This window comes from Paenibacillus sp. 1A_MP2 (assembly GCF_052244825.1).
GTDB classification, from domain to species: domain Bacteria; phylum Bacillota; class Bacilli; order Paenibacillales; family Paenibacillaceae; genus Paenibacillus; species Paenibacillus vandeheii.
In genome coordinates this window covers 523097-546102 of sequence record NZ_JBQQCS010000001.1, presented here as the reverse complement: position 1 = coordinate 546102, position 23006 = coordinate 523097, and the positions used below count along the sequence as shown (strand labels likewise).

The 23006-nt window shown below is 46.3% G+C and carries 21 protein-coding genes and 4 pseudogenes; 7 read left to right on the top strand and 18 right to left on the bottom strand.

What is annotated here, in order from left to right; genetic code table 11:
* Positions 1–197 precede the first annotated feature (197 nt).
* Both ACTWJ7_RS02925 and ACTWJ7_RS02920 read left to right on the top strand, forming a co-directional pair.
* A complete protein-coding gene (locus tag ACTWJ7_RS02925) occupies positions 198–1382 on the top strand; it encodes an MFS transporter (RefSeq protein WP_301880548.1) in 1185 nt (394 codons plus the stop codon).
* Between the two features lie 327 nt (positions 1383–1709).
* Positions 1710–3998 (top strand): 5'-nucleotidase C-terminal domain-containing protein, encoded by a 2289-nt coding sequence (locus ACTWJ7_RS02920; protein WP_301880549.1) that lies wholly within the window; start codon positions 1710–1712, stop codon positions 3996–3998.
* A gap of 159 nt (positions 3999–4157) precedes the next feature.
* Here ACTWJ7_RS02920 and ACTWJ7_RS02915 read toward each other — a convergent pair whose 3' ends face one another.
* The 6 genes and pseudogenes from ACTWJ7_RS02915 to ACTWJ7_RS02890 all read right to left on the bottom strand — a co-directional run bounded on the left by ACTWJ7_RS02915 (position 4158) and on the right by ACTWJ7_RS02890 (position 8949).
* Positions 4158–5513 (bottom strand): MAC/perforin domain-containing protein, encoded by a 1356-nt coding sequence (locus ACTWJ7_RS02915; RefSeq protein WP_443145112.1) that lies wholly within the window; start codon positions 5511–5513, stop codon positions 4158–4160.
* Positions 5510–5659, bottom strand: a complete 150-nt coding sequence (locus ACTWJ7_RS02910; protein ID WP_443145111.1) for a hypothetical protein — start codon at positions 5657–5659, stop codon at positions 5510–5512. Before ACTWJ7_RS02910 ends, ACTWJ7_RS02915 begins: the two co-directional genes overlap by 4 nt.
* 77 nt (positions 5660–5736) lie before the next feature.
* Positions 5737–6483 carry an endonuclease/exonuclease/phosphatase family protein gene (locus ACTWJ7_RS02905; protein ID WP_301880551.1) on the bottom strand — a complete coding sequence of 249 codons (747 nt, stop codon included), beginning with the start codon at positions 6481–6483 and terminating at the stop codon, positions 5737–5739.
* The gene (locus tag ACTWJ7_RS02900) at positions 6480–7181 is read right to left on the bottom strand and encodes a hypothetical protein (RefSeq protein ID WP_443145110.1); all 702 of its coding nucleotides are present in this window, start codon (positions 7179–7181) and stop codon (positions 6480–6482) included. Before ACTWJ7_RS02900 ends, ACTWJ7_RS02905 begins: the two co-directional genes overlap by 4 nt.
* A complete protein-coding gene (locus ACTWJ7_RS02895; protein WP_443145109.1) occupies positions 7178–7729 on the bottom strand; it encodes a hypothetical protein in 552 nt (183 codons plus the stop codon). Before ACTWJ7_RS02895 ends, ACTWJ7_RS02900 begins: the two co-directional genes overlap by 4 nt.
* 282 nt (positions 7730–8011) lie before the next feature.
* Positions 8012–8949 (bottom strand): annotated as a pseudogene (locus tag ACTWJ7_RS02890) (macrolide 2'-phosphotransferase).
* Between the two features lie 437 nt (positions 8950–9386).
* On the opposite strand from ACTWJ7_RS02890, the gene ACTWJ7_RS02885 reads away from it, so the two are divergent.
* The 4 genes and pseudogenes from ACTWJ7_RS02885 to ACTWJ7_RS02870 all read left to right on the top strand — a co-directional run bounded on the left by ACTWJ7_RS02885 (position 9387) and on the right by ACTWJ7_RS02870 (position 14092).
* Positions 9387–9743 (top strand): hypothetical protein, encoded by a 357-nt coding sequence (locus tag ACTWJ7_RS02885; RefSeq protein ID WP_079348269.1) that lies wholly within the window; start codon positions 9387–9389, stop codon positions 9741–9743.
* 331 nt (positions 9744–10074) lie between these two features.
* A pseudogene (locus ACTWJ7_RS02880) lies at positions 10075–11519 on the top strand (DEAD/DEAH box helicase).
* A 389-nt stretch (positions 11520–11908) separates the two neighbouring features.
* Positions 11909–13726 (top strand): AbfB domain-containing protein, encoded by a 1818-nt coding sequence (locus tag ACTWJ7_RS02875; protein WP_301880644.1) that lies wholly within the window; start codon positions 11909–11911, stop codon positions 13724–13726.
* A 114-nt stretch (positions 13727–13840) separates the two neighbouring features.
* Positions 13841–14092 carry a winged helix-turn-helix transcriptional regulator gene (locus ACTWJ7_RS02870; protein WP_301880645.1) on the top strand — a complete coding sequence of 84 codons (252 nt, stop codon included), beginning with the start codon at positions 13841–13843 and terminating at the stop codon, positions 14090–14092.
* Here ACTWJ7_RS02870 and ACTWJ7_RS02865 read toward each other — a convergent pair.
* The 7 genes and pseudogenes from ACTWJ7_RS02865 to ACTWJ7_RS02835 form a co-directional block, all read right to left on the bottom strand.
* Positions 14087–14332 carry a hypothetical protein gene (locus tag ACTWJ7_RS02865; RefSeq protein WP_443145108.1) on the bottom strand — a complete coding sequence of 82 codons (246 nt, stop codon included), beginning with the start codon at positions 14330–14332 and terminating at the stop codon, positions 14087–14089. The genes ACTWJ7_RS02870 and ACTWJ7_RS02865 overlap by 6 nt on opposite strands.
* A gap of 56 nt (positions 14333–14388) precedes the next feature.
* On the bottom strand, positions 14389–14664 hold the full coding sequence (locus tag ACTWJ7_RS02860; RefSeq protein ID WP_443145107.1) for a hypothetical protein: 276 nt from the start codon (positions 14662–14664) through the stop codon (positions 14389–14391).
* A 27-nt stretch (positions 14665–14691) separates the two neighbouring features.
* Positions 14692–15249 carry a class I SAM-dependent methyltransferase gene (locus ACTWJ7_RS02855; protein ID WP_301880554.1) on the bottom strand — a complete coding sequence of 186 codons (558 nt, stop codon included), beginning with the start codon at positions 15247–15249 and terminating at the stop codon, positions 14692–14694.
* 175 nt (positions 15250–15424) lie between these two features.
* A complete protein-coding gene (locus ACTWJ7_RS02850) occupies positions 15425–15970 on the bottom strand; it encodes a GNAT family N-acetyltransferase (protein WP_301880555.1) in 546 nt (181 codons plus the stop codon).
* Between the two features lie 158 nt (positions 15971–16128).
* Complete coding sequence (locus ACTWJ7_RS02845) at positions 16129–16395, bottom strand: CD3324 family protein (RefSeq protein ID WP_301880556.1); 267 nt, start codon at positions 16393–16395, stop codon at positions 16129–16131.
* A gap of 261 nt (positions 16396–16656) precedes the next feature.
* On the bottom strand, positions 16657–16980 hold the full coding sequence (locus tag ACTWJ7_RS02840) for a hypothetical protein (RefSeq protein WP_443145106.1): 324 nt from the start codon (positions 16978–16980) through the stop codon (positions 16657–16659).
* Between the two features lie 467 nt (positions 16981–17447).
* Positions 17448–17531: pseudogene (locus ACTWJ7_RS02835) on the bottom strand (HTH domain-containing protein); the annotation flags it as partial.
* Positions 17532–17638: 107 nt separating this feature from the next.
* Between ACTWJ7_RS02835 and ACTWJ7_RS02830 the strand changes: the two are divergent.
* Entirely contained in the window at positions 17639–18181 is a 543-nt protein-coding gene (locus ACTWJ7_RS02830) for a dihydrofolate reductase family protein (protein ID WP_443145105.1), read from the top strand.
* Between the two features lie 92 nt (positions 18182–18273).
* On the opposite strand, the gene ACTWJ7_RS02825 is transcribed toward ACTWJ7_RS02830, so the two are convergent.
* The 5 genes and pseudogenes from ACTWJ7_RS02825 to ACTWJ7_RS02805 all read right to left on the bottom strand — a co-directional run bounded on the left by ACTWJ7_RS02825 (position 18274) and on the right by ACTWJ7_RS02805 (position 23006).
* A complete protein-coding gene (locus ACTWJ7_RS02825; protein ID WP_301880559.1) occupies positions 18274–19401 on the bottom strand; it encodes an SGNH/GDSL hydrolase family protein in 1128 nt (375 codons plus the stop codon).
* Between the two features lie 51 nt (positions 19402–19452).
* Positions 19453–19935, bottom strand: coding sequence for an SRPBCC family protein (locus tag ACTWJ7_RS02820; RefSeq protein ID WP_079348289.1), 483 nt, complete (start codon positions 19933–19935; stop codon positions 19453–19455).
* 53 nt (positions 19936–19988) lie between these two features.
* Positions 19989–20356, bottom strand: a pseudogene (locus ACTWJ7_RS02815) (DUF4180 domain-containing protein).
* Between the two features lie 112 nt (positions 20357–20468).
* Positions 20469–21623, bottom strand: a complete 1155-nt coding sequence (locus tag ACTWJ7_RS02810) for a response regulator (protein WP_301880560.1) — start codon at positions 21621–21623, stop codon at positions 20469–20471.
* Between the two features lie 78 nt (positions 21624–21701).
* Positions 21702–23006, bottom strand: a complete 1305-nt coding sequence (locus tag ACTWJ7_RS02805) for an ATP-binding protein (RefSeq protein WP_079348295.1) — start codon at positions 23004–23006, stop codon at positions 21702–21704.

Below are 23006 nucleotides of genomic sequence, written 5' to 3'. Positions count from 1 at the left end.
TATTGGGTACTAGCATAATAACCTAAACAAAGACGTTACACTTTATTATATTTACAAATCTATAAATATAGATATAATGTAATTCTGAGAACTTATTATATCGGCCAAAATTTTATAAGAGGCAAGGAGGTATTTTTTTAGTTCAATATATCTATTTATCTATATATATAAATGAATTTGGAGGTATACACTTTAACATGAAATCACAACAGGTTAATCCGCTGCTCATCCTCATTCTCGCATTGGGTGTATTCGCCATCATCACTACAGAAGTAGGCATTATTGGAGTGCTGCCCTTGATCACTCAGAAATTCAATATCACCGCTGCACAAGCTGGATGGCTGGTAAGTATTTTCGCGCTAGTCGTTGCCGTGTCTGGCCCTTTTCTGACTTTACTCGTATCTGGTATCAATCGTAAAACCATTTTGTTAATTGCTGTGCTGTTGTTCGCCATTTCGAATGTAGTATATGCCTACACAACCCGCTTCGACATGATGTTAATCTTTCGGATTATCCCGGCCATTTTTCATCCGGTCTTCTTCTCCGTCGCTCTGGTCACGGGTGCCAAGCTGGTACCACCGGAAAAAAGCAGTCAGGCGGTTGCCAAAGTGTTTACCGGAATCACTGCCGGCTTTGCGTTTGGCGTGCCCCTAACTTCCTATCTTGCCGATCGATTCTCGCTAGAAGCTGCGTTTTGGTTCGGAGCGGTTGTCAGTATCATTGCTTTCATCGGTATATGGATTTGGCTTCCATCCATGCCTGTGCAGGAGAAGATGTCTTATGGCAAACAGATCGGCATTTTGCGTAAACCTGCGCTGTGGCTAAATATTGCCGCTGTCATTTTTATTTTTGCAGCGATGTTCTCCGTATACAGTTATTTCGCCGAATACCTTGGGCAAGTCACCCGTATGGGCGGTTCATGGATTAGTGCGATGCTCTTGGCTTTTGGTGTTATTATGATCGCCGGAAATTTGGTATTCGGACAGCTCCTGCATCGAAATATTCCGAGAACCGTTCTCCTCTTCCCGGTATTATACATGGCCGCCTATTTACTCGTTTACTATGCAGGCTCCTATTTCATTCCTATGATTATCATGGTGTTCGTCTGGGGTGCGATTCACTCCGGTGGTCTGATTGTCAGCCAAACCTGGCTTACGACGGAATCTCAGGAAGCACCGGAATTCGGAAATAGCCTCTTTGTCTCTTTCTCTAATCTGGGAATTACCCTTGGTACCTCCATTGGCGGCTGGTTCATTGCCCAACTCGGAATCCATCAGGTCATCTGGAGTGGAATCATCTTTGGTTTGCTTGCTTTGGTATCCATCGTTGTCAAAATAAAATTTTTCACCTCCCGTAGTCGTAGTTCAATTGAGACGGTATAAAAGTTAAGGGCACTGTTGGTCTGGAGCAGAGCGCTATCTCTCCTCCATAACGAGAAAACCCTTCTTCATCAGTAACATTTTCATACTGAAGTGCCAAGCTTCATATACAAATAAATATGATTTGGGTGCTGCTGAGGAAGAAGTTTAAACATATAGAGAAACGTGTAGGGACTGCTCCGATCGTTCCTTGTGGTGTTTCCATGGAATGATTAAGAGCAGTCTCTTATATTTGTCATTTTGTGGTTTACATTTACCAAATGTTTATCTAGTATTAAATTCAATGACACATATCTTTACATAACACTAGATAACAAGGGAGATTACAACATGCGCAAATTTTCACCGAAACGTTATGCCGGGTGGCCCTTATCGTTCCTTTTATGTGCCTCCATCCTCTTTGCACCCTTCGCTGCCACTCCGGTTCAAGCTGCCGAAGCAGCCAAGGAAACCAAGATTACGTTGCTCGGCACATCGGACATTCATGGCCGATTTATGCCATGGGACTACGCTCTGGACGGGCCGAATCCGACGGGCAGCATGACGCAGTTGTATACGATCGTGAAAAAAGTACGTGCTGAGAATCCGAATACAATCCTGCTGGATGCAGGCGACATGATTCAGGACAACTCGGCTGAACTGTTTAACGATCAACCGCAATCTCCCATGATGGTCGCAATGAACGAGATGAAATATGATGCATGGGTCATGGGAAATCATGAATTTAACTTTGGACTGGACGTATTAGAGAAGATTTCCTCACAGTTCAAGGGACAACCCTTGGTAGGTAACATTTTCAAAGAAAACGGCGACCGCTACATGCCAGCCTATACGATTATTGAGAAAGACGGTATCAAAGTTGGTGTCATCGGAATGAACACACCTATGATTACCGAGTTCGAGAAAGGTACGGATCACCTGGACGGTATCATAGTCAAAGATCCGGTGGAAGAGACCAAGAAGGCCATCGCCGAGCTGAAAGGCAAAGTGGATGTCATGGTTGGACTCATGCATATGGGACTGGACAACGAGAACGGAAACCCGGGCACCGGGGTGACCGATATCGCCAACGCCAACCCCGAGCTGGCTGCCATTTTTGCCGGACATATGCATACGCTGATTGAATCACAAACGGTTAACGGCGTACTGATCTCCGAGCCGAACAAATACGGTTCACACATTTCGCGAATCGATCTGACGTTTGCCAAAGAAGGCGATAAAGTTGTACTGAAAAGCAAGGAAGCTCAAGCACTCGCTGTAAAAGCAGCCGACGGCTCCTATGAAGTGTCCGATCCCGGACTGGAAGATACACTGCATCCGTTCCACGAGTTCGCTCGTGCCGATGCCAACATTGAAGTGGCTGAACTGAGAGGAACCAACCTGGTGCCAGCGGATGAGATCAAAGGCATTCCTGCGGTGCAGATCCAGGAGACACCTCTCTCCGACTTCTTCACCGAAGTTATGCTGCATTATAGCGATGCTGACGTTGTTGCTCACCAGATCGATAACGATAAAGCCAAGCTGGATGTCGGACCGATCAAAAAGAAGGACATTGCATTCAACTATCAATATGCCTTTGGAGAAGTAACGGTATATGAAGTGACCGGACATGATTTGAAGGACTACATGGAATGGTCTGCGGGTTATTTTAACTCCACACGCCCTGGCGATGTGACGATCAGCTTTGATCCGAAACGGCGCGCTTCCAAATACAGTACCGACGACTTCTTCGGTGGAGTGACGTATGAGATCGACCTGACCAAGCCTTACGGCAGTCGGATTACGAACCTCAAATACAGCAATGGCACAGTGGTCAAAGAAGACGATACGCTCAAGCTCGGTATGAATGCCTACCGGATGGAAGCACTGATTGCCAAGGGTGGCGCATTGGAAGGCCGTAAGTTCAAGCAGTTGTGGTCCTCCAAGGATGCTTCCGCATTTGGCGAGATTCAAGGTACGATCCGTAATCTGTCCATTGCTTACTTGAAAGATGTTATGAAAGGCGTCTACGAGCCGAAAATCCAGCACAACTGGAAAATCACTGGCGTAGACCTGACTGCACCTGCTCGTGCAGATATTGTAGAGTTGATTAATGATGGCATCATGTCTGTTCCGACAACGGAAGATGGCAAGTATACCAACATTGCGTCCATTAACATTTTGGATGCGGTGACTGAAGAAGAAATGACTGCTCTTGCCGCCAAAGCGAACGTAAGTATCGCGAAATTCTCTGGCGTGAAAACAAAGGGTGAGTTCTATCAAGAGCTGAATAAGGCTCGCAAAGCGGTCGCTGGCAGCGGTGAGGAAGAGACTACACCTGAGAAACCAACGACACCAACGGTACCAAAACCGACACCAGACACATCGAAACCCGGCAAACCATCGACATCACCAAGCAAAAGTAAACCGGGTGCAGTCGCAAAAGGCAAACAAGCCAAGGTTACTGCTGCCTACCTGAACGTACGCTCCAGCGCTTCATCCAAAGCCAAAGTGGTTACTGCCGTACCAAAAGGCACTGTCCTTGAGGTGATCAGTACAGACAAGTATGGTTGGGTAAAAGTGAAACTGGATGGCCGCGCAGCTTATGTCTACGGTAAATATGTAAGTATGCTGCCTTAACTTTAACAGCTCTATATATTGAGGAAATGGCGTGCATCGCTAGAAATCGAAAAAACCAACTCAGCCTGTTAGCTGGGTTGGTTTTTTGATTGTAATGAACATCTAAGAATAAGCTCAGGTTTCAGACAATTCTGGCTAAAAAGCCGTCAATCCCTGCAGTTACATTTCCCCAAGTCCCAAAGTATAGTTGCCGCTGTAGATCTCCCGATACAAATATACATTAAGCTGGGCCGTTTCAAGCGTATTATAATCATAAAATTCGATGCCCGTACCTGGACCATTGCCAAAAATGCCAACCAGCATGTAATTCGACGGATACAATACCCATGAGTTACCCGGTCCCTGGCTCTCCTGGTGTTCCTTCAGCCAATAATTGAGTTGTTCACCCGCTCCGGCACTGCGTAACATGCCAACAATATCAGGCGTGGGAGACATGCCGCTGTCAATGCCAAAAGAACTGATAATCAGGATATTGCCGGCCGTATCCAGCTTGCCCTGAATGTCCCGCTTCATCTGATCAAACAACACATGGTAGGTCCTGTTCCACCCTTGCTCTTTGGGAACCGTATAATAGCGGTCGAGCAGTACATGGCTCAGATTGCTACTGTCCAAAATAACGACTTGATATCCGGCTGGACCGTCCGGTTGCCCGGAGGAGGGCTCGTAGGGAACAGATCCGATGTAGATATTGGGTACGATGGCCTTATCTTCAATCGGCCAAGTGATTCCACGGCTGCGCGTCCCAATAGCTAGGTGCGGGTGCATACTTCTTGCGTACTTTTCCCATGCGGCCTGCACAGCTTGCCGCTTCTTCCCGCAAATCTGCCAGATCCCTTCAAGCGTAAAATCAATAATAGCGGGCTCGGATGAGACGCTGTCCACCCACTTACGGAATAGATTTACTGTGTTCTCCCCGGGTTCCAACGGATTGATCAGTGTCAAATCGGACACCTCCGAGGGATTGCCTCCATGGGCACGAACCGTTGTGCTGCTGTGTGACGCGTACTGCTTCCACGCACTGCTGTTCTTGACTCCGGCATCCAGACTGCCACTGCTGAACAGTGCCTCGTACTGTGCCTTCATCATGGCGGAGATTTCCTGCACATTGGATAGGCCTTCCACACTTACAGCGGTGTAAAATTGCAGTGAACCGCCAAGTACGATTTTATTGGTAAAATACATGCCAAAGTCATTGAAGAAGCTGCTGAAGACGTCCAAATTTTCATCCGACAGCTCATACGGCAATTCGTTCAGTCGTTCGTTAAATTCATCGGATAAAAAACGGGCGTCATACTGGAATTGCAGCGTAGCCGCTTCAGCGTAAAAATTTCGGTAAGCGTAGGCATACTGGCTGTTCTTGTTGAATTCACCCGAGTAATCAAGAGCCATTTCCCCGCTGAACGCACCATAACTTCCCTGTATGCCTACATGAGCAGCCAGACTGTTCTGTACTTCTTCACGTGTTCGGAACGCTCCGCCTTCATCATAGGTTTCCGTATCCTGAATCAGGTTCACATATTCGGGAACCTCATAGTCTTTTCCAGAAAGGTAACCGTCTTGACCGCGGCCTTGGCCGGAGAAACCAGCAATTTGATAAACGAGGATACGTCACGTGTACCGTAAATATTCATTCCCTGGGCAAGTGCGTTAGCTTGTGACATTATCGGAGTCTGTTCTGTGTTTTCAATTTTCCCATGTGGATAATCCTCCTCTGTATTCAAATGATTCGTTCACGCTCTTATTTCAGCGTAACTTCAAAATATTGAACATAGTGATCCGATACAAAATTGTCGGCTTTGCCGGGAATTTCTCTGATCCAGCGAATTCCGTTACCTGGAATGGAGGACAGCATATTTCGGCTGACTACATAATCCAGCTTGCCACCGCTGATCTGGGTTTGCTCCGAACCCGCCGTAACGATCCAGTCTTGCTGCCAGTCCCCTTTTCCCTGATCCAGCTCGGAAGGCTCGCAGTTGAAATCTCCGGCATAGATCCATTGTGACTTTCTAATTTTGGGCAGCATAAGTCGGGTATACCTCGAAGCAAACTTGGGATTTGAGGATGGAGCATGCTGGGAGTAGATATACAACCCTCCAGAATGGGCTATCTCCATACCAACAACAGAACGAAGTCCAGTTTGACGCGGTGGTGGGAGGATGGATTCCACATTCCCGGTTGCCAGATCCGCTCGGGTCACAATGGCCAGATTGGTCCGATTGTTATCGACCTCCGCCTCGTAGTAGACCACAAACATTACCTGCCTTGAACTAAAACGGATATCTCCGGCGGATACGGAGGATTTGGGACTAATGGGTCTCAATTGTTTGAACTCATCAAGCTTGCCGCACTCCTGGAGACAAATGACCGGATTTTCGACAGCTCCGGAAAATAACCAATTCTTCAGCGCGCTCATTTTATTGCCCATTTTATCCGGGTCCTTGGAGTCCTTTCCTTGCATATTCCATGTCAAAAGGGATAGCTTCAATGCGTTTTTTCCTCCAATCTCTGCAATTCTTGGTGAAACAGTTCTTTCCAGCGCTTTGCGATTTCCTGCCACCTCCATTCCAGAGAAGTTGCGTATTGATAGGCCTGCCAGGAGCGGTCTTCCAGATAAACAGGGGAGGTATACAATTCCTCCAGAACTTGGGCAGTTGTCTTGGCAGACACCACGGGCATGTTTCCTGTCTCTGGCTTGGAAGGAATACAGATTCCTTCCGCTCGCCACAATTCTCCGCAGGCACTGTGATCCGGCACCACCTGGGCTGCCCCGGTGGCCGCATGTTCAAAAGCCACGAGTCCCCATCCTTCGCCACTGCTGGTGTTTAGCCCCACATCAGCTGAGTTGTATATAAGGTTCAGATCGATTTCGTTCGTACGCGGCCTTTGCCTGTCACGGGTTGTTGTCAATAGTCGGTCCATAATGCCGTACTCGCTCGCCAGTTTGAGCACGTCAACACCGCAATCGCGCATCCCCATGTGCAAATAGAGATAGACATCCGGCTTGCCATGAGCAAACTCGGCAAAAGCCTCAAGGGTAATATCCACCCTTTTTCGCTGTCCGTTACGATTGGCATTCAGTACAATGAATGCGTCCTGCAGCTCCGGTCGATCTGGAAACATGAACATCCGTGCATGACGTCTTTCTCTTGTCAGTCCTTGCTTCTGAAGCGGCTGGGACGTCAAAGGGTAGAACTGCGATGTCTCCACCCATGAGGAAGAATGTACATCCGCGGGCTTCCGACATGTACGCCCCGACTCCTCTCTTGTTCAAAGGCCTGAGATACCATATTGAATCCAAAATGTGTGTAAGTGACTACTACATCGGCATAACTCAATGCCCTCAATCGGGACGAATCCACCGGGGTATCGATCGGACAGTATACAACCGTGATTCCCTCATAATGCCGAAGTGCTTCTTCATGCAGTTCATAAAAACCAAGATCATCGCACATCAGCACCAGATCAGGCCGATATTTACGTAATAGCCCCGGCAATTGCAAGCAACCGTATTTGTCACCCAGCATCTGATTGATTTCCAGCTTCCATGTGGTGTCACGTGACACATCACCATAGTCACTGATGGCAAAGTAGACCAGATCAAAATCATCCTTCAGGTAACCAGCCAGGCTCTCCAGAACCCGGGCGTAACCGGTAGCGTTCCCGCCTTGTCCAACGACGAGCACCCGTGGCTTAGCCAATCCTGCATCTCTTAAAAGATAACCAAATGTCATGGACACCCCCCTTTCCGTATCACCTTCTGTATCACTTGAAAAGAAGCACACCAATCATCCAGAAAGAGAATAACATAGGCGTCCATTCACCGCGTCTACCTCCAGTTAGATACCAAAAGAGCCCATTCTATAACCGCTGTTATAGCGTAAGATTTATACTCCGCTCAAGGCTTTTGCTGCCAGGTCGTACATAACAAACCCTGAATCAAGAACAAACCAAAAAGCGATCCCCCACAACAATGGAGGGATCACTTTTTCAGTTTCTAACTTTGGCTTAGAATTCTAGCCCTGCTTCACATCCCAGCTCACAAGCATGCCTCTCGCCATTTCCATATTAGACTCTTCTCCGGTGATTAACGCAAACCGCGCAACGATCGCCGGGTATGCCGCCCACTGCTCCCGAATATGCTCCAGCATCCGGGGCCATGTCCTTCCCCTGCTTTCTCATAGCGGTTGAGCAAATCCTGCAACCCTTCCTCTTCGAAGAGCGCATAATAGACAACAAAATCCTTACCCGGGTCGGCGATCTCCGCCTCAGTCCAATCAATAAGGCCGGTAACCCGCTGGGCATCGTCGACGATAATATGGGGTGGATGCAAATCACCGTGATTGAACGTTGAGTGCTCAGGCCAATAGCTGTCCGTTGTCAGCCACGTTTCCCACCGCTTAGCCAATTGATCTGGCACCTCAAAGCTTTGTTTAATCTCCTCGATATTGGCTTCAAATTCTTGGCGAGCTTCCATAGGCGTGTTGCTGCGCACTCCGCTCTTTACCGCTTCATCAGGATCTATGTTATGCAATGCGACTAGTGAAGCAGCGAGCGAATCGAAAAAGTCATCCGATAAGCTTTCCTGTGGAAATCGCCATGCGTACCCTCCCCCTGCCGGATCAACGACCGCAATCGGTTCTCCATCAAGTAAAGGATAAGCGATCAGTTCCGGCGTAAAGATCCGCCATTCTGGTACCTCTACTGGCAAATACCCTTTTACAACCTCCAGCACCTTGCGCTCATTTTCAGCCCGTTCCCATACATCCTCGCGCCGCGGCTGGCGCAGTATCCACTGTTGTCCCTGTTCATCGGTGACAAACGCTACTCGAAAGTCCATACCTGACTCATTGATTTTCATGGATTTCTCAGCAATCCGAAGCCCGTTCTGTTCGGCTAAAGATATCAGTTTCTTTTGAAATTCCAACTGCTCATTCACGTTCGATTTTGTCATATCGGGTAATCCCCTTTTCCTCCATAAAATAAAAAACACAGACATTCATTCATGCCTGTGCAGTCCATTTCGAAAATTGGGTATACCTGAATGCTCGCAAAAAAATAGTAGTACATAAAAGAACCACTTTAGAAGAGCGATTCTTTCACGACTAGCGGCATACGTGTAAATAGGCAAACCGATCCCGATGAGCTGCACACAGGCAGATACACAGCAAGCGCAAACAAACGTTTCGCCATACTATCTCACTCGGATAAAATTTGCCACACGTATCCCTCCGTTCTGTAAGTTACCCATATGTTAACATATTCCATTTTCTAGTTCCAGATCAAATCGAGGAATTTCCGTTCTTTTTTTTCAGCGATGTGCAGGAACTTTGTGGCTCAGAAACCGTCATATGTTTAGATACATTACGAACGATTGAGAGGTGATCAGCTATGTCTATTGTACGAAAATTATTCCCTTTTTCGCTGATTTTGCTTTTGCTAACGATAGGGTGTTCAGAAGAAGTCGCGGAAAAGCAGGAGGGGAAAGCTCCGGTTAGCGGGGTGATTACGAATTTTAATGAAGAAAAGGGGCAGGTCCTCATCGATAATGAAGAAGATCGCGGTGATAAATTAGGCCCCATCTGGATTTCACTTCATCCAAATGCCGAACTTATTATCAATGGTGAGACTGTCACTGTCCCTTTGGATGAAACATTGGTTGGACGTAGAGCTGAAGTGTGGACAGGTGGGTTTATCGCTAAATCCTCTCCTCCGCAGACCAAAGCCTTGAAGATGGTTATTCAATAATAGAAAGCATAATAAGCGATACATTTCGTTTCACGTGGAACGCTTTGATACACCTTTCCCCTTCTGAAATTATGGTATTCTCATACGACAGCCACTCACTTATGCTCGGAAAAAGGAAGTTTGACAGCATTAATCTAAATGCTCACAGCAATTACTCCGTTAACCCACCTGTATATAGAGTATAATAAAGAGGTATACGATAAATGTACGGTGCAATGCTTGTATGTAAGCATATTGCATAATTCGATTACAAACGCTCCCGTGTACAACTCGCTTTAAGGAATTATACAATATGCTCCTGTATTCAAAACTAACGTAAAAGAGGTTAACGATGAGTAAGCAACAATTTAAAGATTATGGACTTGGCGAAGAAATCGTAAAAGCGCTGGATAGCCTGGGCTATGAAACCCCAACGGAGGTTCAAACCAAAGTGATTCCAGTAGCCCTTGATAATAAAGATCTTGTGGTCAAATCCCAAACAGGCAGCGGAAAAACAGCCGCCTACGGCATTCCGCTCTGTGAGCTGGTGGATTGGAATGAAAATAAGCCTCAGGCTTTAATTCTCACACCAACCCGCGAGTTGGCTTTGCAAGTTAACGAAGATATTACCAATATCGGTCGTTTTAAACGTATTAAAGCAACCGCATTATACGGTCAGTCCCCTTTTCATGTTCAAAAAGCCGAGTTAAAACAAAGAACGCATGTCGCTGTAGGCACACCTGGACGGGTACTGGACCATATCGAACGCGGCACCCTGCCACTGGATCGCATCTCCTACCTTGTCATTGACGAAGCCGATGAGATGCTAAATATGGGCTTCATTGAGACAGTTCAATCTATCATTCAAGCACTGCCTAGCGAGCGAGTGACGATGTTATTTTCCGCTACGTTCCCAGAAGATGTAGCCAAGCTGTCACGCAAATACATGAACAATCCGGTTGAGATCGAGATCAAGGCAAGTGGTCTTACCACAGCCACGATTGAACATGCCGTAATTCACGTCCCAGAGGTGAACAAAACGGCGCTGCTTCAGGACTTGTTTATTGTGGAGAATCCGGATAGCTGTATCGTGTTCTGTCGTACGCAGGAGAACGTGGATAAACTGTTCCGTGTTATGGCTGACCTCGATTACCCAGCGGATCGTATCCATGGAGGTATGGAACAAGATGAGCGCATCGAAGTGATGAATGCATTCAGAAGAGGACAATTCCGTTATCTGATTGCGACTGATGTAGCCGCACGGGGTATTGATATCACGAATATTACCCACGTCATCAACTACGATATCCCTTTGGAAAAAGAAGGATATGTGCACCGTACAGGCCGTACGGGTCGCGCAGGGAAAACAGGTAAAGCCTTTACTTTGGTTACCCCTAAGGATGGTAGACGTCTGGCCGAGATCGAATCGTATATCGGGTTTGCAATTCCTGTCGTGAAAGCACCTTCCGAGGAAGCTGTTGACCGTCGTCGAGAAGAGTTCGAGAAGCGATTGAAGATCGTGCCTGAACGCAAAAAGGACAAGCGTGAACAGCTGAACCAGCAGATCATGAAGCTGAACTTTAACGGTGGCAAGAAGAAGAGCTCCGTGCAGTAGACTTCGTGGGCACCATCGCCAAGATTGAAGGCGTTACTGCAGACGACATCGGGATTATTACCATTCTGGATAATGTAACCGATGTGGAGATTCTGAACGGCAAAGGCCCTCTCGTGCTTGAGGTTATGCAAACGACAACGATAAAACGCATGCAGCTCAAGGTTCGCAAAGGTCATAAATAATTCCTGTCACCTAAGATGATTCCATCTTATTGGAAGTATAACTGAAGTTTTTCTATGAAGGCTTCCTTGGTAAAACCATATATGAAATAGACTGGCGAGTCTTGGGACTCCCGGTCTTTTTGTCTTTACAGCCTGAACGTTGGACGGATACAGTACAAGGCCATCATTCCCGATAGACACACTTCTCGGTGGATAAATGACTCGCTATTGCCGCTCTACACTGGTAAAAGCCCCATTTGTTCATTGGAGTATACATTGTTCACTTGTACTAGAATTGATTTTTATTACAATCAAATTGTAAGCGCTCTATATTAGTTCGAACATAGGAGGTATATCCAATGGGTAACAGGAAAGCAGTCTGGTTTCTAGTCTTCGCGCTCACACTAACCATGTTTGGCCTTCACCCCGAACGAACTAGCGCCGCAAGCGTGACCATCACCAATGGTTCCGATTGGCTGGATACCGCTGGCAACCCGATTCAGGCCAATAGCGGAAACATTCTTAAAGTGGGCAGCACGTATTATTGGTACGGCGAGCATGCGGTCAGCGGCAAGTTTGACAGCGTTAACGTCTATACTTCAACCGATCTGAAGCACTGGACGTTCAGTAATGCCATCCTGACCAAGGATTCGGCAACTGAGCTGGCCTCCAGCAAAATCGAACGTCCCAAGGTCATCTACAATGCCTCCACGAAGCAATATGTGTTATGGGCACATTACGAGAACGGCACGGACTACAATCTAGGTCGGGTCGCGGTGGCGACCAGCAGCACACCCAACGGTAAATTCACGTATGAGGGCAGCTTCCGACCATTGGATTATGAGTCACGTGACATGACTGTTTTCGTAGATACGGATGGTACAGGCTATTTGATTGCAGCCTCCCGCAAGAATGGCGGGGCCAATGATACGATGGCTATTTTCAAAATGAACGCCAGCTATACCGGTGTGGAATCCTTTGTGGGCTGGCAATTTGAGAATGCCTATCGTGAAGCTCCTGCCGTTGTGAAAAAAGGCAATCGCTACTACCTCTTCACCTCCCAAGCTGCTGGCTGGTATCCGAATCAGGGCGCGTATGCAACCGCATCGTCCATGACAGGCACGTGGTCCGCTCTTACACCTTATGGCAATCCATCAGCCTTCGGCTCACAAATCCATGATATTGCCACCATTACAGGCAGCAACACCACATCCTATATTTATATGGGCGACCGCTGGAATCCACTCAATCTTGGTGAGCACAAGCACATCTGGCTGCCACTGACCCTGAATGATTCAAACGGCAGTGCCTCACTAGAGTGGTACAAAGAGTGGAATATCGATGCTGTCACAGGCACGGTAACGCCACCCTCTCTTGTGAATCACGCCCAAGGCAAAACGGCTACCGCCATCTCCACAGCCTCCAGCTCATCTGCATCCAATGTCAATGACGGCAACTATCAGACTTCTTGGGCAGCATCGTCCAATACTTGGCCCGCCTGGTGGCAGGTCGATTTTGGCGCACCGAAGACCATCACGGAGATCGATATCTCTTGGTTTATGTATAAAGGTTCAGAAGGCTATTATAAATACAAAATTGAAATCAGCAACGACGGCGTCAACTACTCCACGCTGGATCGAACCAGCAACACTACCTATGGGTTTACAACCGACGCTGTTCATTTTACCGCCCGTTATGTACGCATTAATATGGTCAACGCTGTCCTGTGGAACAACCCGGGCAACTGGTACACCCCAACCCTGCATGAGGTCAAAATGTTAGGGCCAGCAGCACCTGATGCGACAAATTACAGCCGTTTCAGTTCCTTCAATTATCCGGATCGGTACATCCGTCATTCCAATTTCACTGCACGGATCGACGCTAACGTCTCCCCTGTGCTGGACTCCCAGTTCCGCGTTGTACCAGGGCTCGCAAATTCGACCGGGATATCACTGGAGTCTATCAACTTCCCGGGCTACTTCCTAAAGCGCAACGCCAGCAACAAAATCGTACTTGAGGCTTACGCGGATTCAACCGCCTATAAAGGAGATGCCACGTTTCTGAACAGTCCAGGCTGGACAGATAGCGCCAAAGTCTCGCTTCAGTCGTACAGCCAGCCTGGATTTTACATCAGGCATTACGACTATGTATTGCAGCTGGACGCCATCAATGCCTCCAGCAGTGCAACGGTGAAGGGCGATGCTACATTTGGGCGAACCGATTTTTAGTTTAACCATTGGGGATGCGCACCGAGCGTTCTGCATTTCAGGAAAGGGGTCCATTCTTCAGTTTCATAACTGGAGACATGGCCCCTTTTATCTGTCCAAAATTTCTAGTAGCGGCTGGATGGGGTTACACGGTACGGAGAACTCAAGCGGCGTGTCCCTGGAATTACGTACAAGGTGTTAACCTCCCAACTGAATGATCTGGAACGCGATGATGTTGTGAAGAGAGTGGAATATGACCAGACACCACCGAAGGTCGAGTATTCCTTAACACTAAGAGGCAAGAGTCTGATGCCGATTCTTGAGGAAATATGCAAATGGGGAGTACACAACGTACCGGACACACAGAGCCTTGATGAATTATCATAGCTTGTTGACGATATCCAATAGTTCTTTCATATTGTATGTGTCGTCCTGAATGCGCCATTCCCCTTGTTCCTGTAAAAAGGTAATCTCCCCTTCTAACGGAATGGTCTTCGTTTCTTCTCCATCATGATTCGTAAACACCAAATTTAGCGTGTACTCCACGAGCATCCAATCATTTTTACTTTCTTTCATCTTCGCTTTTATATCTTCAGCATGCAGTGACGCATCTTCTTTGTCTGCCACCTGAAGTGGCAACCCCACACTATATCTTTCAAGATTCCGTTCAGTCAGGAAAGGCTTCAAGATCTCTTTTTGGCTAGCACCTTTTCTACGGTTAATAATTCTTCACCCTCCGGGTTATCGACTACAAACTCAGCCTTTTTATAATCCAAGATCATTTCAAGAGCCTGCTGCTCTTCCTGGGCAGATGCCTTTTGGTTCGTCAATATACTCAACTGACTAGGTGAAGATGGAGCTGGCTCTTGAATACTTTCGGTTTTTTTGGACTCGTTACACCCCATCATTATGATAGACATCAGAGTAACTGTTCCGATGATATAATTTAATTTACGCAAAATCATCCTCCATCCTGTGCGTTCTTGTTACCGACTACAGCTGAATACATAAGCGGGCGGCAGGTTACGGTACACCCTTGTCATGCTTACGTTTTCGAAAAATTGCTTGAGCAGTCCCCGTTTGAGCAACGTGTACTGAAAAGTAATGAACTTGCCATCTTGTTTCAAATATTGCCTTGATTTAGCTAAAATGTCCAGTGATACCTCCGCAGGCAGACTCGCAAAAGGCAATCCAGATACAATGTAATCAACCTTGTCCAATCCATATTGTTGTATGTGCTGATCGACATGCACGGCAGAATCATGAATGATGTGTACATTCGGAAGATGACCGTACTTTTTGCGAAGCAACTGGCAAAAGCGGGCGTTGTTTTCAATCAGGATCAGGACCGTCCCTGACTGTATGCTCGCAAGTAGCATTTCGGTAAACACCCCCGTGCCCGGTCCATACTCCACAAAGCATGATGCACGGTCAAATGCGATGTCCTCTACCATTTTCGTTGCCAAATATCTCGAACTGGGAGCAATAGCTCCAATCCATCTGGGGCCCTGGATGTACTGCTTCAAAAAGGATAACCACTCCATCTCGCTTGCCCCCTAAGTTCAATTTTTGAGAGCATGCTACAACATATTCCGAGTGGATAAAGCTTGCGGATATAACGGGGTAAACGCATAGAACATGGAACAGAAGAGCACAAAAAGAGCCTACCGGATTACTCCTTAGGCCCTTAAATATAATCAAACTAAAATATCATAACGATTACTGATTTGAAAATCTAAAGATTAATTTTTCGCCATCATAGGTTTGATCCTGCAGTTCCGTATAGTTTCCTTGCGTATAGTTCGATACGGTCTTGCGCCAAAAATGTTGACCTGCTTTATTGTTCTCTGAAGGATTCGTGAACAACTCCCATCGTCCCCGATATCTCTGGAACACCTCTTTTGCAGCATACTCTGCAATCCCCACACCTCTGAATGGTTGCATCAGAAAGAATTCGTTTATAAAGAAATCCGTATCTGCCGAACAATGAGGCGCGGTAGCTACAAATACAAAACCTGCTGGTACACCATCTACTCTAATTAAAAATGCATAGAGAACGTTCGGTTTTTCCCACCATATGTTCTGGACATCATATTGATCTTGCAACGTTTGGTAATCATTACTCTCCTCGAAAATCCCATGTTGATTTGGAGTGTGCTCTGCATTCAAACCATAATGTCCGGATAAATCATGAAGGTATAGAGGGTACATGTTTTTGATGATATATGCCTCATTGTTACACGTTAATTGTACGTCAATTTTCAATTTGGCTCCCCCACGGCTGACGTAATGTGTTGTTAGTAACAGTCCTATAATCTCATTGTATTGCTCTTCTTCTGCACAATATAGGCAACAAATCATTTAAACTAATCCCTACACAAAAAGCCACATTCAATTTCTCGAATGCGGCTCTAACTGTTTAATCACTTTTTGGAATAGACAATTTTCTTGATACTGTCGATCGATAAACAGAATCGTTCTATAAGCTGGTCAATGGACATCCCCGCAGCGAATAGCTGGCGGATCTCATCGTTCCTTTGCTTCAAAAGCATCCTGCTTCCAGAACCCTCGCCCCACTTTTGATGGGCTTCTTTCGGTTTGGGGATATACACCAATCCACCAGGGATATGGCGCTGGATTTCCTTCAACAACTCTTCCGGAAAGATGTTGTCTGCGTTAATATATTTCATATGCTCCGCTCCTTAAAAGTTAGGATCTTTAAGGCAGCAGAGTCAACCGATGAACAATTCTTAAACCCACTATACTGGTGTGGCGGAAAAGGATTTCAAGCTCTATGCAAACAACCGCCGTTGTTCATCGCATGGACTCTGCATAGAGCGGATCGCGAAACTTCTTATGAATTGAATCATGGTAGCCCCCATTCGGTGAATCCTATAATAAGGTACTTTCATGGTACTCTTATATGTTCCATATGAGAACGCGATATCCTTTTACAACGTATTGTACTGCTTCAAGCTCCGTTCCAGCATCTCTCTCACTTGTTGTTGCAGCTCCAGCGGCTCAATCACCTTCACATCAGGCCCATAGGAGAGCAGCTTCCGCGCTGTAAAAGGAAATTCCTCAGGCGGAACCAGTCCTCGCCATTCATTACCTTCAACCGACTTGAACAGTACATCTGATCCTGCCAGTCTCGCGCCAAAATCCGTGAATTGCAGCACAACTTCCACGCTTTCTCTGTTTTCCTTGAAATTCAACCACTCTTGCAGGCTTGGAACCGACTCGTCGATCGAATCCAGCATAACCAGTTCCTGCATGCGATCCACCCGATACAACAGTACCCGATCCTTCTTCTGGGCCGGCATATACCAATACCCGTGATCATAATAGATGCCGATGGGAACAACCTGTACTTTTTTATGTCCCTGCCGGGAATGATATATAAATTCGATCTCTTTTTATCGACTGCCGCGCCTAATATCTCTGTTGTTAACGCCTCGGCCTGCACAGCATGATGTTGAAGAAACGTAATGTGCTGTCTCATACGTGTAATCAGATCCTGTACATCCTGAGGTAAAGTTGAATAATATTCCTCGGCCAGATGCTCACGAATCGATCCATACGGAAAATCCGGGACATTCTCCAAATATTCAATCATCATAAAAAGACCCAACGCCTCATGCTGTGTAAGTTGAAGGGGTGGTAATATCCGATTAGGAAGTACTCGGTAACCCCCGTTCACCCCAACCTCTGTATACAAAGGAAATCCCAGCTCCTGCAGATCATTCAAATCTCGCTGGATCGTACGGATGGACACCTGAAATCGCTCCGCCAATTCACGAGCCGTAAATTTCTTTCTCGAATCCATAAGTCGCATCAATGCGAGTTTTCGATTATTCATATTCACCTCACCTAACTACGTCAACTTTTGTCATAGTTAGAGTGTATCATATAATTCAGAAGGGAGCGATGGATATGTCTAATCATAAAGTCGTGTTATACATTGCGATGAGCTTGGATGGGTATATTGCAAGGCCGGATGGTTCAGTGGATTGGCTGTTCGATGTGGAAGGCGATGGTGGCGATAACGGGTATGGCAAGTTTTATTCAACGATTGGATCGGTAGTGATGGGACGACTTACGTATGAAGAGGTGCTCAAGCTGTCGGATGAATTCCCCTATGCGGACCGCCCGACGTATGTACTTTCCCGTTCCAAACAACCCCCTGCGCCACATGTACAATTTACGGACGAGGCAGTGGAGAACCTGATTCCCCGATTGAAACAAGAATCCAACGGTGATATCTGGATTGTAGGTGGTGGCCAGCTGGTCCAAGCCGTTCTGGAACATCACCTGCTTGAAGAGGTTGAGATTGCCATTATTCCGAAAATCCTTGGCGAAGGCATTCCCCTATTTCCAACAGGAACGGTACCCACCCATTTCAGAATGATTCATACGCAGACGCTGGGCAGATCGTATCGATCCGCTATCAGGTACAAGGAAAATAACAGTAGTTAAGTTTAATCATCTCCTCAGATTACAAGTGGCAAAAAAAAGAGCCAGTCCTTTCTTGTTCAAGAGAGGTCTGGCTCTGCTTATTTAAAATATAATTAAAATTTCAGAATTTCCTTCAGATATGCCGCTAACACATCAGCAGTTCTTCGATGAGATAACTCACCCGGATGACTTCTGGCGCCTACCGTCTCCTCGGTCGTATTGGGAAGCTGTATCACCGAGACTTTCGTATCTCCAGACTGCTTCGTATACGCATCAACAGCACGATAGATCGCTGGCATCATCGGGAATCCAAGCATGCCGTATGCCCATACGAGCTTCGCCTTTGGATTGTTTTTTCGAAGTAGGGTCAGGAATCGGTTCACGGCATTCTCGAAGGCAGCAAGATCCTCTTCATGATAAGTGCCATCTTCATTCAAGCGTTGCTTGAATACCTTTCCGGTAACGGGATCTTTCCATTCAGGTGTCTGAAAGGCTCCTCCATCATTGCTTCCCAGGTTAACCACCACTACATCCGGCTGCCAGGAATTAAAATCATGCTTGTCCCCTGCGCCGAGTGCTTTGTTTTGATCTCCAGTCACCAATCCACAGACTTGCTCGTAATAATCAGGGATGTTCGCATTCGGATTGTTATCCCAACTCGTTAGCACACCCCAGCCGCTCTGCGAAATCACACGATATTCTGCATTCAACGCGTCTGCCGTCATGGCCGTATAATTATGTATGGCACTGAACCACATTGGAATCCAATCCTCTTCCGTTTTGGCTCCAATCGCGCCTTCTCCTGAGGTAATACTGTCTCCAATGAACTCGATCTTATAAGGCTTTTCCTCCACAGGCATGAACACTCCGTCCGATCTCAACGCATGAATCCGCAAGGAACAACCCGGATCTCCATTCATGGCCTGTACATCTTTGACGATACGTACATTTTTCACCACATTTTCGTTCATGCCACGGAATACGCAGACCCAGTACCTTCCCGCCGTTAACATCTGTCTGCTCACCGGAACACCGTTGATCAGGATGCTGATCCATGGTTCGTACATGTCGTAATTGGATTCGAACTCTACCCAAAGCTCTGCACCCTGTACATTAAGCTCAACTGCACTTCCTGTCCAAAACAACGTTAAAGGTGCCCGGTTTCCGGTTGTTCTTCCGTGTACTTTGAGATTCTCCACATTAGATAGCGCATAAGTTCGTAACTTGGCATTCGGCTTCACGAATCATTCCTCCCTCATGATCATTCCCCACAGAGGGGCAGTATCCTGTGACTACATTGACTGGAACTCTTCGACATGCTTCTGGTATTTATCGAACCAGGCTTTCCATTCAACTTCACGCGACTCCAGTGTGCGGTCATCCAACAGCGCTTCAATTACGTCCAGGCACACATGCCATCCGGCAAGATCTTTGGGAGTGTGGCTTGTGATCTTAGTTATCTTCTCGATCAGCAGCAACCGACACCCATCCGATTCCGGTTGTACTTCAAATCGAACCTGATCCTCTGCCCATGTAAATTCGAGAATAGAATGCGGTACAAAGTCCAGAATTTGAAGAGTCAGGAACGTACCATCCGGCATATTAAACCTAATCACTCCGCCTTCCCGTAGTTCTTCCACCTGCAATTCGGTGAACCATTTTGCCAGCTTGTCGTTATCCGTTAAATAAGACCATACCTCTTCTACAGAATGTTTCCAATGACGCTCGAAACGGGCAATGGTTCCAGTTGGGGTTTGTTTCAGATCAGCAATCATATCATGTACCTCCTCCAATTATGGTAGATGGACTACAGAATTTGAATATGGGGTTAACCGATGTTATGCAAGGCCTGAAGCGCTTCCTCTTTGTTGTTCAAAAAGAAAACATGCTTGCCATGGTTGCACTCATAGATGAAGTCTCTGAGACTTTTGCTATTGTATCCATCAAACTCTCCGACTATAGCAAGTTTCACCTGGTAATTCACATATTTCTGCAAAATATCACCTGCAAGTTTGGTCTTCAGTTCGAAAAATCTTCGTTGAGGTTGGATTTATTAATCAGAATTTTATGAGCATCATCCGTGTATTTCACAGAAGCCATCAAATCCAGTGCATCTTGAACATCGTTAATGATGATATCGCTGCTTTCGATGATGGCAACCTTGGAGCTGCCCTGTTGATCAATGGTTATATTCATTTTATTTCACCTTTCCCCTCGATAATCCCAATTAATGCACCAAAATAAGCAGAATGATCAGTATATATTTATAACGAATGATATGTTCTGTTCGATATGGGTTCCTAGGCTACTACTTTCCAATGATATGGGCACCGGATTTCCAGCTTTGATACCATTCGTTGATATGTTCACTGACTGGCATATCCAAATCCTGTTGCATTCTGGTAGTTAGAAGACGATACTGTTCTTCCACACCGAGAACCTCATTCATCGAATCATAAAGTTTCATGAGTGTGAAGTAGCTCTCCTCTTCGTTAGGAAGCATGTCCTGAATGCATTCAGTAATCTCGATCGCTTTTCTCTGCATCCCCTGCTGCTCGTAGAATTCAGATAGCTGTCTCATATGATACAACCATAAATAGCGAAGTCTTTCCCGTTCATGTTCGGCCCAGATATATTCATAATTCCCGAGATATGTGCCTTTGTACAGACTCAGCACATGTTCATAAGCGTCAGCCGTATTAGCGTCCACGACCTTCCATTGTCGCATCTCGCTTTCCCATAGCTCGGTATCCACTTGCGCATCCCCGATTTCAAGCTTGTATCCCGCTTCCAGGTGTCCGCTCTGAATCGTGATCATATCCATATGAAAGGCTTTTAGCGTTTGGCGTACATGATAGATTGCCGTGTACAGCTGATGTAACGTCTTGGACTCTTCAAGTTCCGGCCAGAGAAGTTCAAGTAACGTGCTGCGATAAACGATCTGATTGCGATGATGCAGTAAATAGGCGAACAATTCCTGTGCTTTGCTGGTACGCCATTTGACAGTCTGTGTGCCCATACCCGGCAGCTTAAATTGCAGCTGATTAAAACAGCAAATTAACGGCAACTTGGAATCCCGCGTTATATTCGCACGCTTTAATTTCAATTTTTCTTTTACCCGTAATAAGGTTTGATGCAGACGCCCTTGTTGGATCGGCTTCATGATATAGTCCAACGCATACAACTCAAAAGCACGTACAGCATATTGATCATAACTGGTCACAAAAGTAATTTCGACTCCCGGTGCGGCTGCCTGAATCTGCCGACCCAGATCCAACCCATCGATTTCCGGCATATGAATATCCAGAAATACAACATCAGGCCGATGAATAAGTACACCTGTCATCACCTCTGTTGGGTCCGAATATGTAGCAACAACTTCAATTTCGTTTACTTCACGCTCTAACGATTTTCTAAGCCCAATCAGTGCCAATCGTTCATCGTCAACCAATATGACTTTCACAGGAGCTTCCTCCTCGACCCAGCTGTCATCAAATTTAATCATCATTATAGCACAGCAGTATACTTAAAAACCCATGGCCTACATGTGAGTTTGACCATGGGCATCCTTAATTAAATTCGCTTTGGGAATGGATACGACAAATACGGAGCCCTTATCGCCATGCGGAGCCGAACCCACACTGATTCGTCCTTCCAGGGACTGAACGATATCACGTACATGGGACAGGCCGATTCCGGTCGCTGCAATGCCCACTTCATTGAATTTGGTCGTATACCCTGGCTCGAAGATCACGTCTCGCTTCGCCTCTGGTACACCTTTTCCAGAATCGATGACTTCAAAATGCACATTTCCATCCTGCTGCAAAACCCGAATCCGGATCGTTCCTTCATTCTCAATGGCTTCCACGGCATTAGCAATCAGATTATTCATCACCGTCAAGAGAGGAATGTAGTAAGGGGAGTCGCAATCATATTGCTGCTCCATGTGGAACTCAATCTTTTTGCTCAGCATTTCACTATATTTCCGGTTTCCTTTGGTCGCAAAATTCAGTACCTCGGAAAGACTCATATTCACTGATTTTTCACTATCATACAATTTCAACAGACCTGCCAGAATACGTTGGGAATCCTTTTTGACCTCATGAATCTGTTGAGCAATGCCGAGCGTCCGCTGGCTATATTGGTTCAAGTCCTGCTCTCTGAGATCCTGATAAAGGTCGTAGCTGTCTACGGCAATGCCTTCAATCGTATTCATGGCTTTCTTCAGATAAAAGACTTCACCGTACAGACCTGAGTTAACGCTCAGCATCTGCTCCATCCGCTTCTCCTGCTCAGCATGCAGCAATCGCATCTGCCTCACCGCAAAACTGTTATACAGCCCGATGATAAAGTAGCTTCGCAAACCACCGACCACCAGCAGATAAAGCCATTCTTTCATATAAAAGATATTTGTCCCACTCAACACACCGCGAATGAACAACTCCACAAGATTAGATGAAAAATCAATGCACGTAATTAATCCACCCAGCAGAAGAGGTGGTATCTCATGGAATCTGTTCTTGAACTTGCTGAGGCCATAGGTGAACACGACATAATACATTCCCGCGCCCAGATTATCCTGCATGCTTTCGATGATTGAGATCGAATGGACATGATTCAGTAAATCAGCCGATTGAAAGATGAAGTTCGCAATCCCCGCCAAAATCCCCGTCTTCACATAAGACAGATGTGGCATAATCATCAGCAAAAATAAAAGGATACTTACACCCAGACCAATCCGGAAGTAATCCTCCCGAAAAGGATTTATTTTAAAAAGCGCTCCTACAGCTGTAGCAAGAGCAACAGCAAACATTTGCACATTTTCGTTTCGAACCCAATTGCGCAT

Coding starts and splice junctions, on each gene's coding strand:
- ACTWJ7_RS02925 (WP_301880548.1), top strand. CDS start 198: ATGAAATCACAACAGGTTAATCCGCTGCTCATCCTCATTCTCGCATTG.
- ACTWJ7_RS02920 (WP_301880549.1), top strand. CDS start 1,710: ATGCGCAAATTTTCACCGAAACGTTATGCCGGGTGGCCCTTATCGTTC.
- ACTWJ7_RS02910 (WP_443145111.1), bottom strand. CDS start 5,659: ATGTCACAAGCTAACGCACTTGCCCAGGGAATGAATATTTACGGTACA.
- ACTWJ7_RS02895 (WP_443145109.1), bottom strand. CDS start 7,729: ATGACATTTGGTTATCTTTTAAGAGATGCAGGATTGGCTAAGCCACGG.
- ACTWJ7_RS02885 (WP_079348269.1), top strand. CDS start 9,387: ATGTCTATTGTACGAAAATTATTCCCTTTTTCGCTGATTTTGCTTTTG.
- ACTWJ7_RS02875 (WP_301880644.1), top strand. CDS start 11,909: ATGTTTGGCCTTCACCCCGAACGAACTAGCGCCGCAAGCGTGACCATC.
- ACTWJ7_RS02855 (WP_301880554.1), bottom strand. CDS start 15,249: ATGGAGTGGTTATCCTTTTTGAAGCAGTACATCCAGGGCCCCAGATGG.
- ACTWJ7_RS02845 (WP_301880556.1), bottom strand. CDS start 16,395: ATGAAATATATTAACGCAGACAACATCTTTCCGGAAGAGTTGTTGAAG.
- ACTWJ7_RS02840 (WP_443145106.1), bottom strand. CDS start 16,980: ATGCAGGAACTGGTTATGCTGGATTCGATCGACGAGTCGGTTCCAAGC.
- ACTWJ7_RS02830 (WP_443145105.1), top strand. CDS start 17,639: ATGTCTAATCATAAAGTCGTGTTATACATTGCGATGAGCTTGGATGGG.
- ACTWJ7_RS02820 (WP_079348289.1), bottom strand. CDS start 19,935: ATGATTGCTGATCTGAAACAAACCCCAACTGGAACCATTGCCCGTTTC.
- ACTWJ7_RS02805 (WP_079348295.1), bottom strand. CDS start 23,006: ATGCGCAATTGGGTTCGAAACGAAAATGTGCAAATGTTTGCTGTTGCT.